Source organism: Endozoicomonas sp. ISHI1, assembly GCF_024606225.1.
Lineage (GTDB): Bacteria > Pseudomonadota > Gammaproteobacteria > Pseudomonadales > Endozoicomonadaceae > Endozoicomonas_A.
Map to the genome: position 1 here is coordinate 14,107 of NZ_JAGRPU010000056.1, position 15,661 is coordinate 29,767.

Sequence of the window (15,661 nt, forward strand, 5' to 3'; positions counted from 1 at the left end):
ACGATAGTTTAACTTGCTCATTGCTGACGTGTTAATCGAGATGGAATGGTTCAGCAGGGACAGAATACCTGAAAGTGGAGTGGGTCAATCACCTCCAGACCCGCATCAAATCTGATTTTATACCGGAATCTGCATTCAAATGTCTGCTGAAGGAATATCCCTAACTTCGCCCCAAAAACAACGATAATCCTCCGGATTCAGCCCTAATTTCCTGAGGTAATCAATGGTTTTAGCTTGAACTTCCTCTGCCGTATACTCTTTGCAGGATTGGATATTTTCAGGGACAGGCTGCAAAGGGATCTTATCCTTTCTGCACTGATGAATATATTGAAACCAGGCGTGTAAAAATTGATTAATTAATTTGATTTCCTGTACCGTTTTCGGACAACGGAAAAAACGAAACTCCAGCGTTGATAATTTGTTGACTCTGTTTGCTCCGGTAATATGCAACAAAGACATAGCCATATATTTTTCCATTATATCAATATCAATATAACCAAGACCCTTTTGTATACTCGTCATATGAACAAGCTGGCTATAAAAATGTGCAAATTCCTCAAGCCTTTCTTTTTTTTCCGAATCAGTGCTCTCTTTATGGCTTGGCTTTTCAGTATGATTTTCTTCTATTTTTTTATTGTATCGGTCAATGATCGTATTTAACCGTTTTACGGCAAAAGGTTTTGCGTCTGGATTGTAATCAGCAAATGTTTTGTACCATCTGGCTTCATTTTTCTGCAGTATACGATCATTATTTCCAAACGCCCTCAGCAAAAAAGGATTTCGCTGAATCTCAGACTCCATCACCAGAAGCACACCGGTATCACCCTGAGTGGCACTCAAAACATCGACGTGTTTATGCCCGGAACTATAATCAATCAATCCTTTTTTACGCATTGAATCAGTGACTTCAATCACCTTCTCAAAAGATAATTCCGCAAGTTGATCATCAGAATGGTAAGGCGTGCAATTTATTTCAAACCACGCAGACGAGTCATAAAAAGAGACTACGGTAAAGCGATCGTCAAAACCATAGTGTACACCACGACTGTCAGTGATAGCGCGACAAGTCATCCCTTTTTCTGGTAGTTGAGATGAAAAAATATCACAAAGCCGACCTCGTGTACGGGAAAGCTCATTTTTAACATCATATTCAAGCTCTTCACCCAATTTAAGGTTTGGTCTATTTGACGCCTTCGCTTCATTGTCAGTCCCAAAAAAGGAGTCATCAAACATGGTTTTGACAATGCGATCACAGCGCCCGGAAAAAATAACATCCATAACATGTCGATTAAAATACTCTCTCATATTATTTCTGTTCTCGCGCAGACCAATGATTAACTTGTTGGTTCTACAAGGTTCACGAGCACTATCAACCAGTTCCTGCCTGAATTTTACGAAAAAATTAAAGACAATACCGAACTCAGAAAAAAAGCCTCTTCCATCAAGAAGGGTTCGAAAAAATGGATATATCTCCTTCAACAATTTCTCGAACCTGATTTTATGCCAAAAGTTACCAAAAGGAACAATCTTTGGGGTAACATCATCCGGTACGTTTTCCTTTTTTTTAAGATAATCAACCAGCATATCCTCCCAACTGTAATGTATTCCAGGCCAACAAGCTTTCGCTTCCTCTGCTGCCCATTCGGAAAAAATAGCATTTAGAAAAGACTGTATCTCTTCAACCCGCTCGTGGCTCATGGTTTTAGCCGCCACGTATTTCTCGGGGCTCCTTTCAATAGTAAAACACCGATCATGAACCAGACCTTCCTGGCATAAAATAAAATCGATAAAAATCTCTGTTAATTCATCTCTTTGAACATCTTCATAACGTTCCCTTGCGATTTCTTTGTATATCAGTGAATGCGTGAGGTTTTCAATGGTCCTTCGGAAACGCTCAGCCACCTCCTCAGCGGTAAACGTCTCGCTGAGTCCGGCTAAATTTATGGCCTCACAATCATGAGAATTAACCCAGTGGGAAACTTTTCGCTCGGGAATCGTCTGATTGGCAATCTTATGACCGCAACCCGACACAATAGAGCCGAGCCCTCTTAGGTTCTCTGCCGATGCAAAGGATGTATCCTCAACCCGTAGCTTTCTTGAGAAACTTTTGAATACTTTTTGTTCTGAGTCAAAGCTTTCATCATTCTTTTCAGCAAGGTGGCTTTGATGAAATCCGTAACTATCTGTTTTGCTTTTGTTTATATTCATAAATCCCTCTATTGAACACATTTGATTTTTTTAAGCTATGTGTGCTTTAGACTGTTAATTTCTAAAAAAATTCCAGAACAATCGTTCATCTTTCCCAGCGCTGACCTGCTGCATGAGTCTGTTGATCCAGATGGAATGTGTTTTAGCAGAGGCGGAATGCCTGAAGGGAGAGTGGGGCAATCACCTCCACGCCAGCATCAAATCTGACTTAAAAGTCCATAACCTAAGGTCTGCATCCAGGCAGCCGCTGACGAAATATCCCTTACTTCGCCCCAAAAACAGCGATAATCCTCCGGATTCAGCCCTAATGTCCTGAGGTATTCCATGGTTTTGGCTTGAACTTCCTCTGCCGTATAATCTTTACAGGATTGGATATTTTCAGGGACAGGCTGCAAAGGGATTTTATCCTTTCTGCACTGATGAATATATTGAAACCAGGCGTGTAAAAATTGGTTAATTAATTTGATTTCCTGAACCGTTTTCGGACATCGGAAAAAACGAAACTCCAGCGTAGATAATTTATTGACTCTGTTTGCTCCGGTAATATGCAATAAAGACATGGCCATATATTTTTCCATTATATCAAAACAAATATAACCAAGACCCTTTTGTATAGTTGTCATATGAACAAGCTGACTATAAAAATGTGCAAATTGCTCAAGCTTTTCTTTTTTTTCCGAATCAGTGCTCCCTTTATGGCTTGGATTTTCAGTATGATTTTCTTGTATTTTTTTATTGTATCGGTCAATGATCGTATTTAACCGTTTTACGGCAAATGGTTTTGTGTCAGGATTGTAATCAGCAAATGTTTTATACCATCTGGCTTCATCGTTCTCCAGAATACGATCATTATTTCCAAATGCTCTCAGTAAAAAAGGGTTTCGCTGGATCTCTGACTCCATCGCCAGAAGCACACCGGTATCACCCTGAATAGCACTCAAGGCATCGACGTGTTTATGCCCGGAACTATAATCAATCAATCCGTCCTTGCGCATTGAATCAGTGACTTCAATCACCTTCTCAAAAGATAATTCCGCAAGCTGGTCACCAGAATGATAAGGCGTGCAGTTTATTTCAAACCAACTCTGGGAGTCATAAAAAGGGAGTACGGTGAAGCTATCATCAAAGCCATATCGTGTACCACGTTCGTCAGCGATACGACGATAACACATCCCTTTGTCTTTGAGTCGATATGTAAAAATATCATCAAGCCGGGCTCGGGAATCTTTAACGTCATATTCAAGCTCTTCACCGAATTTAAGGTTTGGTCTGTTTGCCGGTTTCGCTTCATTGTCAGTTCCAAAAGAAGTGTCATCAAACATGGCGTTAACAATACCATCACAGCGCCCGGAAAAAATAACATCCATAACATGTTGATTAAAATACTCTCTCATATTACTTTCGTTGGTGCGCAGACCAACAGTTAACATATTGCTGGATGTTAGCGGTACACAAGCACTATCAATCAGTTGCTGCCTGAATTTGACGGCAAAATTAAAGACAACGCCCAACTCAGAAAAAAAGCCTCTTCCAGCAAGAAGGGTTTGAAAAAATGGATAAATCTCCTTCAGCAATTTCTCGTACGTAATTTCATAGACGCGAAAGTCAACTGAAGCCTTAACCTTTGGAGTAACATCATCCGGTACATTCTCTTTTTTGTTAAGATAATCAATCAGCATGTCACCCAGGCTATAACGTAATCTAAGCTTATTAAATTTCGATGCCTCTGCTGCCTGTTCGGTAAAAATAGCATTCAGGTAAGACTCTATCTCTTCAATCCTCATAAGGCCGATGGTCTTGCCAGCCACATATTTATCGGTACTGCTTTCAAACGTAAAGCACCGGTCATGAACCAGACCTTCCTGACATAAAATAAAATCAATAAAAATCCCGGTTATTGCCTCTCTTTGATCATCTTCAAGATATTCCATTGCGATTTCGTCATATTTCAACGTATGTATAAGATTTTCAATGGTATTTCGAAAACGTTCAGCCGCTTCCTCTGCGGTAAACGTCACGTTCACCTTGCTACTGGCTACATCTGCAACCTCACAAACATCAGTAGCAATCCAATGGGAAACGGTTCGCTCGGGAATAGTCTGATTGGGCATCTGACGACTGCAACCTGACAGAAAACAACCAAGTCGTCGTATCTGCTTTACCAACGCAGAGGATTTATCTTGAACCCTGCGCTTTCTTGAAAAGCTCTTGACTTCGCTCGGCCCTGAATCAAACTCATCACCAACGTTTTCTTTAACAAGGCTGCTTTCATGAAGCCCGTATGCATCTGTTCTGGAAGAGTTTATATTCATTAGTCACTCCATTGACTGTATTTAATTTTTTTAAGCTTCATGTGCTTTGGACTATTAATTTCCAAAAAAATTCAAGAATCCTGGTTTATATTGCCCAGCGCTAACCTACTGCATGAGCCTTCTGAGCGAGATGGGATGGTTCAGCAGAGCCGTAATAGAAGTCTGTTGGACTCAAAAAAGACTGGCAGGACACATGGATCAAGCCAGTTATTTTCTGTTCAGGTTATGCCAATTGTGGGCGGGGCTTCAGATAAAAGAGGATATAGCGAATAGCAACATAAGTGACAATGACTGTAGCCACCACGAGTTCAATAAGCCCCAGCTGATAAAAGAGATCAGCAAAGACACCATTTACTTTGCTTTCCAGCTTAAGCAATGCTGTGGCACCAATCACCATTGGGAAGGTGAAAGCGGCATAGCCAGGTGAAAATGGCAGCCTCAGCAGTTTAATGAAAGCCATATACACCATGGCCGTCATAAAAATAGCCAGTGGCGCCAGAATACTGATCATGATCAGACTGGGATTATCGGTGATGGTCAGATAACCCGCCAGAGACAAACTGGCTGGTGCACCCATAATGGCAAAAGTAGGCAGCGCCGCATCAGGAATAGTGCTCTTGAAGATCAGGCGGTAGAACATGATGGGCAGCTTTATGAAATAGCAGAGCAGGCCAAAGATAAACAGCATCTTGACCAGAGGCTCAAAGCCCATACCCTGACTCGTGACCGCAGCCACGATTATACCAACAGGAGGTACAAACCAGCTGGGCACCATATGCTCAATATCAAAGTCCCTAACCCGCTTGGTCACAAAACCTGCCAGTAATACCAGATGAGTTAGCACGGCCGCTACCCAGAGCGCGCGTGCCGCAAATTCGGAAATGGGCATGAGAGCAGAAGCAATCACCATAGCAGCCATGGCACAGGTTGGCATAACACTGCTGACGACAGGGTGTGAAAGATCTTCACGAATCAGGTGCGGGTGCAGAATAAATTTCAGCATCACATTGATGACCAGTATGGCGGCAATCAGAGCAGCGGTTAACTTAAGTCCCTGAGAATGATCTGGCATGACCAGAGACCAGGCGGCGCCGAGGCTGGCAATGCCTAAAGCCAAGCCTCCAAGAGGAGTAGGAACACGGCTCAGTCTTGATACCAGGCCAGTTGTGCGAGCTGGATTTTCAGTCTTATTCATCGTGCTTATTACCGAGCGTATCAGTCATTCGCTCATGGCTTTTCTTAGCCCACGGCTGTTTGAGCAGTTCTTAGAAAGATATATGAACAAAATAACGTATTTTCAGAATAAGAAAATTCAAACTTTTAAATAATGTCAATCAACAAAATTTATACTTTAAGGAGACTCTGAACTGTCGGCAAAAACGGGTCTGGGCAGAAAAAAGATTGGAATAAAGTAAAGAAGTTCATGTTTCCACTTTTCAGTGCAAGCAGATACAAAAACGCTATGAAATGAGATTAGGAGGCCATTCCATCGTACTTTTCATAGTAGAATGCACCACTAAACTCTTAAACCCAGACACCCAATATGTCGCCAGATAGCAATAGTGACGCCTTCAGCCAACAAGTGCTCCAATGGTTTGATGGTCATGGCCGCAAGAACCTGCCATGGCAGAAAAACATCAACCCTTACCGGGTCTGGATCAGCGAAGTCATGCTGCAGCAGACCCAGGTAACTACTGTCATCCCGTACTTTGAAAATTTTATGTCACGCTTTCCCGGGGTTGCAGACCTGGCTTCAGCGGAAATCGATGATGTGCTTCATCTGTGGAGCGGGCTCGGATATTACAGCAGAGCCAGAAACCTGCACAAGGCGGCAAAAATGGTCATGGATACTTTTGCCGGTGAGTTTCCCCGCTCTGTTAAAGAATTAACTCAGTTACCCGGAATCGGTTTATCGACTGCCGGAGCGATAGCGTCCATCAGTATGGGTATTCGTGCTCCGATTCTGGACGGTAATGTTAAGAGAGTACTGGCCCGTTATCAGGCCATTTCTGGTTGGCCCGGACAGTCTGCAGTAGCACAACAACTCTGGAGTATTGCCGAAGGGTTTACCCCACATCATCGCAATGCAGATTACACTCAGGCGATGATGGATCTGGGGGCAATGATTTGCACCCGGACCAAACCTTCCTGTCTGATTTGCCCATTAGAGCAAAACTGTGTGGCCCACAAAGCCGGAGAAGAAACCCGCTACCCCGAACCCAAACCTAAAAAAGACAAGCCGGAACGATCGATAATCATGTTAATGGTGATCAACGAGTTTGGAGAGGTTCTATTGGAAAAAAGACCACCTACAGGTATTTGGGGAGGACTCTGGGGTTTTCCGGAAATCCAGATCGATGAGGAGCTGTCTGGTGCCGCTCAAAACAAAACCGGATTAAGTCTGGAAGATTTTGAAGAATGGTCTTCATTTCGACACACATTCAGCCATTATCACCTGGATATCACTCCGGTCAAATCCTTTGCTGCCAAAGCCTCTTCGGTAGCGGATGGAGATCGATGGCACTGGTTTCAGCCTGATCAACCGTCCGAGCTGGGCTTGGCAGCTCCAGTCAGTAAACTGTTAACGAAAATCATGAGGACTCTGTAGAGGCGATCAGCGGGGTGAAAGTTCCGGGTTAGAGATGAAAAAAGTTTCGAGTTAAACTACGCAACCCCCAATAAAGAACGCCAAGTCCAACATGATCCGTCGATTTAAAGAATACGTTACAGGGTGTTTATCTGCCTCCCTTTTGATCATCAACACCCTGTTGCTCAGCGTGCCGCTGCTCTGTTTTTCTCTTTTAAAACTCATCGTCCCCTTAAAAGGCTTTCGTCGCCTGATGGGACGAATGGCTCACTTTATGGCTGAGCTATGGATCAGCATCAACTCCCTCTGGATGAGAGCACTGACAGGAACTCATCTGAATATCAGCGGTCTGAATGACCTGAATCCCAATGGCTATTATCTGATCACCTCCAACCATCAAAGCTGGGCCGATATTTTGCTGATGCAACAGCTGCTCAACAGAAAAATCCCCTTGATGAAGTTCTTTCTCAAACAGGAACTGATCTTCGTTCCGGTTATAGGTCTTTGCTGGTGGGCTCTCGACTTCCCATTTATGAAGCGTTACAGCAAAGCCTATCTTGAAAAACACCCGGAAAAACGTGGCAAAGATCTGGAAAACACCCTTAATGCCTGCGAAAAATTCAAAACCATGCCGGTATCCATCGTCAATTACCTCGAAGGCACCCGTTTTACCGAGGCGAAGCACAAAAAGCAGTCATCCCCCTTCAAACATTTGCTGAAACCCCGTGCTGGCGGTATCAGTTACGTAATTGGAGCTTTGGGTGAGCAGGTGAGAACCCTTTTAAACATCACCATTGTTTACCATCAAAAAGGCCAGCTGGGTTTCTGGGACTTCCTGTGTGGTCGAATTAAAAGCGTCAGTATCCATGTTGACAAACGAACCATCCCGAAATCGTTCATAGGTCGCAGCTACCAGCAGGATGCTGAATTTCGTAATGACTTTCAGGCATGGGTTAATGATCTCTGGGAAGAAAAAGATCAGCTCATGCAACAAATGGGTCAACCTTAAAAGCGCTATTACGTCGTCTGCCGTTTCCTGAAGAACTCTCCCACACAAGTCAATTTCCTAGTAAAATACTCAGGTATTCTTTGACCACAGCAATGCCGCTACAGGGAGTGGTGGCATTTCCGTCCTCTGTATGGAAAATATCTAAATGAGAACAAGCCTGGATCAGCTCAACTTTAATAACCGCTTTGGCCAGCTGCCAGACGTGTTCTATACCCGTCTTCAGGGCACTCCTCTGGATAATCCCAAGCTGGTCGCCGTGAGTCAGAAAGCCGCTGATCTGCTAGATCTTGAGCTGAGCGACACTTGTAAAGAGCAGTTGACCCAGATGGGTGGAGGCTCAATATTTCCCGAAGATTCCGACCCTTTGGCAATGATCTACTCCGGACATCAGTTTGGCAGCTATAACCCTCAGCTGGGCGATGGGCGAGGTTTGCTTCTGGGGGAAGTGATCAACAAAAAAGGTGAAATATGGGATCTCCATTTGAAAGGGGCAGGCATGACACCCTATTCCCGATTCGGTGATGGTCGGGCCGTTTTACGTTCCTGCATCCGTGAGTACCTTGCCTCTGAGGCCTTGTTCCATCTGGGTATCCCGACCACTCGTGCCCTTTGTGTGGTGACCAGCGACACTCCGGTTTACCGTGAAACGGAGGAACGAGGATCTACCTTGCTGCGAATGGCAAAAACTCATATCCGTTTCGGTCACTTTGAGTATTTTTACTACACCAAACAACACGAAGCTCTTGAAACTCTGGTCGAATTTACCATTCAGAACTATTTTTCCGAGCGAATTGATTTTTCCGGGCAGCCCGATAAAAACGACAAATACAGTTTATTTTTCAAAGCTGTGGTAGAGAAAACCGCTCATATGATTGCCCTTTGGCAGGCTAACGGTTTTGCCCATGGGGTAATGAATACCGACAACATGAGCATTCTCGGCGAAACCTTTGATTACGGGCCCTACGGCTTTCAGGATGATTTCAACTGGCACTTCATCTGTAACCACTCTGATCATTCCGGCCGCTATGCTTTCAGCCAGCAACCCGATATCGGTTATTGGAACTGTGGCCGACTGGCACAGGCGTTTTTGCCTCTGCTCGAAGATATATCTACTCTTCAAAAAATACTGGACAGCTATCCCGCGCTTTACTCAACCAAATATCTTTCATTGATGAGTGAGAAACTGGGGCTGCAGGAAGAAGAACCTGAAGACTCAGATCTGATCAGGGATCTTCTGCAGCAACTTCATGATCAACGACTGGACTACACCCTGTTTTTCCGTACCTTGTCGGATTACCGTGCAGGTCAGGGCGTATCAGCATTCATTGCTTTGTGCAGTGAACCTGAGTTCCTCAAAAAGTGGCTGCAACGCTATGATGAAAGGATTCGTCGAAACCCGGAGCCAGAGCAGCAGCGCCACGAACGAATGAAACAAATCAACCCCAAATACATTCTGCGAAATTATCTCGCCCAAACGGCTATCGAGAAGGCGGAAAAGGGGGACTACAGTGAAATCGACCAATTGATGAAAGTGTTGCAGTCACCCTATGATGAGCATCCTGATCTGGGACATTATGCTCAAAAGCCCCCTGAGTGGAGTAAAAAGCTGGAAGTCAGCTGCTCGTCCTGACGAATAGTTTGTTAAGATGCCACCCTATTACTGATTGTGAGAAAGAGGATACCCATGGCCCGTACCGTACACTGTGTAAAACTCAAGAAAGAAGCCGAAGGCCTTGCTGTGCCACCTCTGCCAGGCCCCAAAGGCCAGTGGGTTTACGAGAACGTTTCCCAGTCTGCATGGAGTGAATGGCAAGCCCACCAAACTCGTCTGATTAACGAGAAACACCTCAGTCTGCTGGATCCTGAAACCCGCAAATACCTGACCGAACAGATGGATAAGTTTTTCGCCGGTGAAGACTATGATGCCGCCGAAGGTTTTGTACCTGAACAGAAGTAAACTGATTAGGAGCCTGACCTATGAACATCAAAGACATTTCTATCTCTAACAACAAAAAGAAGCTCATTCTCTCTGCCATCAGCGACCACTCTGTCCTCTTTCAGGAAGAAAATGGCGACATTGTTATAGATACCAGAGCCTATCAGACTTACAAGGAAGAAAAGGGGCAGGCACCGATTGAAGAAATAGCTGAACTGGAGTCCCTGGAAGAATTGGCGGACTATGTCGTCTTTCAATAACAAAATAAACTCTGCCAGCTGCATTGTGACTCTAAACAGTTGATCCACACCACTTTTTTCGTTCAAAAAACGGAAAATCAGCATAGCCGACTTGACTCAGAGGGGTGAAATCCGTTTAATACGCCTCGCACATGGTTACGTGAAAGGCCTGGGTAGCTCAGTTGGTAGAGCAGCGGATTGAAAATCCGCGTGTCGGTGGTTCGATTCCGCCCCTAGGCACCATCTGTCTTCACGATGATGGTGCTAGTCGAAAAGCATTCTGGCCTGGGTAGCTCAGTTGGTAGAGCAGCGGATTGAAAATCCGCGTGTCGGTGGTTCGATTCCGCCCCTAGGCACCATATATAAAAAAGGGTTACGAGCAATCGTAACCCTTTTTTATTTGCAGGGGACACTGCTTCCTTAGTGCCAATTCTGCTATAGCGGATTAGCATGACAGAATGCTTTTTCTGGCTCAACGATATTGAAAATTGTACCCCTACCATAGTGCTCAAACCGCCCGGGCACACCAGATGATCTTGCCCACTACCGGATTCTCTTCCAGCTTTTTCAGATCAATATTCCAACCGGGATACTCAGGGTTATCGCTGGTTATTTCCAGTTCATGCTGTACCTGTTTGACCCGCTTGGCCATCAAACCATCGTCTGTCTGAATAAGATAAACCGCTTCACTCTGAACTGATTTCCGGGACATATCTACCAACACCTGGTCTCCGTCCCGAAAAGTAGGAAGCATACTGTCACCAGTGATCGTGACAAATGCCAGGTTTTCACCGGAAACGCCCAGCTGTCGGCTCAGAAAGGCTTTATTAAAGGCAAAATAGTCGCTGACATCTTCACCTTGCACTACAGAGCCCATCCCTGCACTGGCCTGCACATCAAACATAGGAGTGAAGACAATTTCTTTACTGTCTGAAGTATCAGAGATTTGTCCACTGTCGTTTTGATTACCCGTCAGCAGCCAGTTTAAGTCTACCCGAAACTCATCATAGAGACTTTCCAGATAAGCCATGGAAGGGCGGCTGGTACCCCGACAGATTTTATAGATATGAGAGGCGGATTTACCTGTCATTTCGGCAAACTGTTTTTTGTTACCCTGTGTCAGACGATCAACTATCAACTGAAATCGACGTGCGAAAGCGTTTGCCATACCCTGCTTTGTCCTGAAAAAGAATAAAGGGTTGATTATACAACAGCAGGTCTGATGCCAGTGATATAGATATGAAAAGTCATTCGCTGTTCAGCCTTTTATCAAGGACCTATATAATCAATCAATGACTTTCCGGCTACGCTCTTATCAAAAAGAAGCTGTTTCCAAAGTGATACAGCATTTTCGCAAAAGTGACGACCCTGCTCTTGTGGTTCTGCCCACAGGTGCAGGTAAAAGTCTGGTGATCAGTGAACTGGGGCGAATTGCCCGTGGCCGGGTTTTGATTCTGGCTCATGTCAAAGAGCTGGTTGAACAGAATCATGCCAAGTATGAGAGCTATGATTTGAAAGCCTCCATTTTCAGTGCCGGCCTGGGCAGGAAGGAAGCTTCTGAGCAGGTTGTATTCGGCAGTATTCAATCGGTCGCCAAAAACCTGAATCAGTTTGATGACGATCATTTCTCGCTACTGGTCATTGATGAGTGCCATCGGGTTTCTCTGGAGAAAACCTCCAGTTATCACAGGGTCATAGAGCACCTCCAAACGCTCAATCCGAGGCTGAAAATACTGGGGTTAACGGCTACACCCTATCGGCTTGGAATGGGCTGGATTTATCAGCATTACTTGCCTGGAAACAAAAAAGGCACCCTGAAAACGGCTGAAAAGCGATTTTTCAAAAGCTGTATCTATGAACTTCCATTGTCGTACATGATCAAAAATCACTATCTGACACCCGCAACTTTAATCGATGCTCCAGTTATTTTTTACGACTTTAGCCTTTTATCAAGAGACCGTTTTGGTCGCTGCAGCGAAGCGGATCTGAACAAGCTTCTGAAAGGCAAAGGGCGGGCAACGAAACAGATCATCACCCAGGTTATGAAAGCGTCAGAAGACAGAAAAGGCGTCATGATTTTCGCCTCCACCGTGGATCATGCCCGGGAAATAATAGGCTATCTGCCAGAATCTGAATCTGCTTTGATTATTGGTGACACGCACACTCAGGCGCGTGACAACCTGATTCAGGCTTTCAAGGCTCAGAAGATCAAATATCTCGTCAACGTGTCAGTATTAACCACCGGCTTCGATGCCCCTCATGTTGATTTGATCGCTATTCTTCGCCCCACAGAGTCTGTCAGTCTTTATCAACAGATTGTGGGCCGCGGGCTTCGTCTGGCAGAAAGCAAGAAAGATTGTCTGGTGATAGACTTTGCCGGAAATCGCTATGATCTGTTCAGCCCTGAAATAGGTAGCCCAAAGCCAGACTCCCAATCCGTTCCGGTGACGGTTCCCTGTCCTGCCTGTGGCCATGAGAACAGCTTCTGGGGCATCCTCGACAACGACGGTGATCTGGTTGAACACTATGGCCGCCGCTGTCAGGGCATTGAAGAGTTTGAAGGTCAAATGGTTCAATGTGACTTCCGCTATCGCTTCAAGGAGTGCGAAGAATGCGGTGCAGAGAACGATATTGCCGCCAGAAAGTGCCATCAATGCAGAAGAGTACTGGTTGATCCGGATAAAAAACTGCGAGACGCCCTTAACCTGAAAGACTGCATGGTTCTTCGTTGCTCTGGCATGACGCTGGAACCTGACTCCGGGGGCAATAACCCCAGAATCAAAATTACCTACTACGATGAAGACGGAGCCGAAGTCTGCGAGTATTTCCGCCTGGATACCCCTGCTCAACAGGGTGCTTTTTATCATCATTTTGGCAAGCATGCTTTGATTAACCGTGCTGAGCCTTTCAGGGCAAAGTCCGTGGATGCCGTTATTCGTCAGCAAAAGAAATTTCGCAAACCTGACTTCGTGATTGCTCAAAAAGAGAAACACTATTGGTCGGTCATTGATAAGCTTTTCGACTATGAAGGTCATTATCGAAAGGCTTATAACGCAGAATAAGGCTTTTGTCGTTCATTAATTTCCTTCAGGATATACGTCTGAAAGAGCACCAGCACTTTTTCCATCTTTGGTGCACGTTTACACAAAAATGCACCGATTCTCTTCCTTCCCCGCAATTCCCTTCTTGTAGCGTTGACCATCCTGTAAGTGGTTAACTTATTAAAAAACAGAATGTTAAGAGACAGATCAAAGGTCAGGCATCTTTCTTGCTGCAAAGGACTCGACGAATAATAAATAAAGCGAGATGGAACTATATGGCTTATATCGAACCCGATGAATTTGTTAAAAAAATGGTGGACTCCGGTGAGTCCAAGATCTTTATGTCGACCAAAGATACCTTTATCCGGGCCTTCATGGCAGGAGCTATTCTGGGGCTGGCTGCCATCTTTGCCATTACAGTGACTATCAATACTGGCTCCCCGCTAATTGGAGCTCTGCTGTTCCCGATCGGTTTTATCATGCTGTATCTCATGAAGTTTGACTTGCTGACTGGTGTCTTTACCCTGGTTCCCCTGGCGTTAATTGATAAACGACCCGGCGTCGATATGAGAGGGCTTCTCAGGAATTGGGGGCTGGTATTTCTGGGGAACTTTGCCGGAGCACTGACTACCGCTTTCTTTGTGTCGTTTATTTTGACCTACGGCTACAGCATTGATGGTGGAGCAATAGCTGCGAAGGTCTCCGCCATTGGTGAGTCGAGAACTTTAGGCTACCAAGAGCACGGTCTTGCTGGCTGGTTAACCATTTTTGTTCGGGGAATGCTCTGCAACTGGATGGTATCAATGGGCGTTGTCGGTGCCATGATCTCAACTTCTGCAGGTGCCAAGATGGTAGCCATGTGGATGCCCATTATGCTGTTTTTCTTCATGGGCTTTGAGCACTCTATCGTCAATATGTTTCTTTTCCCCTTCTCAATGATTATGGGCGGTGAGTTTACTGTTATGGATTACTTGATCTGGAATGAGCTACCGACTGCTCTGGGGAATCTGGTAGGGGGTTTCCTTCTGGTTGGTTTGCCACTTTATCTGACCCATGTACGAACCAGCCCAGAGCGCGAACTGGCATAACACAACGGTGCGACTACCTCTCTTATTCAAGAGGTAGTCGCAGATGCTGCATTGAGAAACAAGAACTGAACGATCCCCCCGACCCATCGATTTTTTAGATCTATATATCCACGATATTTGTGATGTTATTCGATATTATTATACTTTTGGCCTCTAACATAAAAACATGATCTGGATTGTCGCACTCATTGCTCTGTCTATTATTGGTAACTTTATGCTGCTCCTACCTTCCAGATCGGAAAGGCGACGCATGAAGCTCAGAAACAAGGCCATCCTGTCTGGCTTTACCTGCCGGGAAATCAGAGACGAAGATCTTTTACCTGAAGCTGCCAGCATCAAACAAAGCCCCTGGCTTGAGTATTCCACAGTGTCTCTTGCTCAAGACAATGACTCGCTCATTGTTCTGGAGAAAGCCGATGGACACTGGCCTGAAAACACCAGAGTCAGCTCTGAGATACTCTCCAAATTGCCTGCTTCTGCTGTAAGAGTCGCCTTCCGGACAGGTTCCATCGCAGTACTCTGGAATGAAGAAGGTGAACTGGAAGATGTTCAGAGCATCATGGATTTTCTGGAGAGTGTTGCTGTTACAGAACCCAGCCAAAAACCTGAACCGCCACCATTGAGAGTGGCAAGATACGATTGAGCAAAAACGCCACTTCTTACTCTCTTGACCTCTGTGGTGAAAAAACTTAACCGTTTGTTAATCTTCTCTTTTGGATTAGCCGTAGATAATTAAAGCTCAGCAAAAACCTCCCGACTTTTTCGCCGCCTGTTTGTCCCTATTGATACACCCGCAGCTCTCTACATTATGAATGCCAGCAATCCTACCCTCGGGTTGATCACAGGCTTAGCATTTATCGCAGTCCGTCTTTAGTTCTTCTGCCGCTTTTTTGCCACAAAACAAAAAAACCAGCCGATCACTCAACTGGGGGTCAGCTTCATTCAATGCCTGGCGATGACCCGCTCTCACATGGGGAAGCCCCACACTACCATCGGTGGGGGCCGCCCAAGTATGTGCGTTTCACTGGCCTCAACGCAAAAACCCCAGCCGATCACTCAACTGGGGTTTTGCTTTATTCAATGCCTGGCGATGACCTACTCTCACATGGGGAAACCCCACACTACCATCGGTGGGGGCCGCCCAGGTATGTGTCGTTTCACTTCCGAGCGCGACCACCAGGGATGGTGGAAGTGTCGTTTATGCAGGAGCAATCAACGACCCTGCGGCGATGAAAAGCGGA

At 45.3% G+C, this 15,661-nt stretch carries 12 protein-coding genes and 2 tRNA genes; 10 read left to right on the forward strand and 4 right to left on the reverse strand.

What is annotated here, in order from left to right:
• Positions 1-135: 135 nt before the first annotated feature.
• From KBW69_RS21535 to KBW69_RS21545, 3 genes are all read right to left on the reverse strand, one after another.
• Positions 136-2,208, reverse strand: coding sequence for a hypothetical protein (locus KBW69_RS21535; protein ID WP_257282235.1), 2,073 nt, complete (start codon positions 2,206-2,208; stop codon positions 136-138).
• A 197-nt stretch (positions 2,209-2,405) separates the two neighbouring features.
• Positions 2,406-4,520, reverse strand: a complete 2,115-nt coding sequence (locus KBW69_RS21540) for a hypothetical protein (protein ID WP_257282236.1) — start codon at positions 4,518-4,520, stop codon at positions 2,406-2,408.
• A 223-nt stretch (positions 4,521-4,743) separates the two neighbouring features.
• The gene (locus KBW69_RS21545) at positions 4,744-5,637 is read right to left on the reverse strand and encodes a TDT family transporter (RefSeq protein ID WP_257282237.1); all 894 of its coding nucleotides are present in this window, start codon (positions 5,635-5,637) and stop codon (positions 4,744-4,746) included.
• Positions 5,638-6,063: 426 nt separating this feature from the next.
• Here KBW69_RS21545 and mutY point away from each other — a divergent pair, with 426 nt between their 5' ends.
• From mutY to KBW69_RS21580, 7 genes are all read left to right on the forward strand, one after another.
• A complete protein-coding gene (gene mutY / locus KBW69_RS21550; protein WP_257254629.1) occupies positions 6,064-7,128 on the forward strand; it encodes an A/G-specific adenine glycosylase in 1,065 nt (354 codons plus the stop codon).
• A gap of 91 nt (positions 7,129-7,219) precedes the next feature.
• The gene (locus tag KBW69_RS21555) at positions 7,220-8,116 is read left to right on the forward strand and encodes an acyltransferase (protein ID WP_257275946.1); all 897 of its coding nucleotides are present in this window, start codon (positions 7,220-7,222) and stop codon (positions 8,114-8,116) included.
• A gap of 145 nt (positions 8,117-8,261) precedes the next feature.
• Positions 8,262-9,746, forward strand: coding sequence for a YdiU family protein (locus KBW69_RS21560; protein ID WP_257275944.1), 1,485 nt, complete (start codon positions 8,262-8,264; stop codon positions 9,744-9,746).
• Between the two features lie 54 nt (positions 9,747-9,800).
• On the forward strand, positions 9,801-10,073 hold the full coding sequence (locus KBW69_RS21565) for an oxidative damage protection protein (RefSeq protein WP_257254632.1): 273 nt from the start codon (positions 9,801-9,803) through the stop codon (positions 10,071-10,073).
• Between the two features lie 20 nt (positions 10,074-10,093).
• Entirely contained in the window at positions 10,094-10,312 is a 219-nt protein-coding gene (locus KBW69_RS21570; protein WP_257254633.1) for a hypothetical protein, read from the forward strand.
• Positions 10,313-10,458: 146 nt separating this feature from the next.
• Positions 10,459-10,534 (forward strand) — tRNA-Phe (locus tag KBW69_RS21575).
• 40 nt (positions 10,535-10,574) lie between these two features.
• Positions 10,575-10,650: transfer RNA gene (locus tag KBW69_RS21580), tRNA-Phe, on the forward strand.
• Between the two features lie 149 nt (positions 10,651-10,799).
• On the opposite strand, the gene KBW69_RS21585 is transcribed toward KBW69_RS21580, so the two are convergent.
• Entirely contained in the window at positions 10,800-11,459 is a 660-nt protein-coding gene (locus tag KBW69_RS21585; protein WP_257254732.1) for an XRE family transcriptional regulator, read from the reverse strand.
• 124 nt (positions 11,460-11,583) lie between these two features.
• Here KBW69_RS21585 and KBW69_RS21590 point away from each other — a divergent pair, with 124 nt between their 5' ends.
• The 3 genes from KBW69_RS21590 to KBW69_RS21600 all read left to right on the forward strand — a co-directional run bounded on the left by KBW69_RS21590 (position 11,584) and on the right by KBW69_RS21600 (position 15,063).
• Positions 11,584-13,353 (forward strand): DEAD/DEAH box helicase, encoded by a 1,770-nt coding sequence (locus tag KBW69_RS21590; RefSeq protein ID WP_257282238.1) that lies wholly within the window; start codon positions 11,584-11,586, stop codon positions 13,351-13,353.
• A gap of 254 nt (positions 13,354-13,607) precedes the next feature.
• Complete coding sequence (locus KBW69_RS21595) at positions 13,608-14,420, forward strand: formate/nitrite transporter family protein (RefSeq protein WP_257254730.1); 813 nt, start codon at positions 13,608-13,610, stop codon at positions 14,418-14,420.
• 250 nt (positions 14,421-14,670) lie between these two features.
• Entirely contained in the window at positions 14,671-15,063 is a 393-nt protein-coding gene (locus tag KBW69_RS21600; RefSeq protein WP_257282239.1) for a hypothetical protein, read from the forward strand.
• Positions 15,064-15,661: the final 598 nt, after the last annotated feature.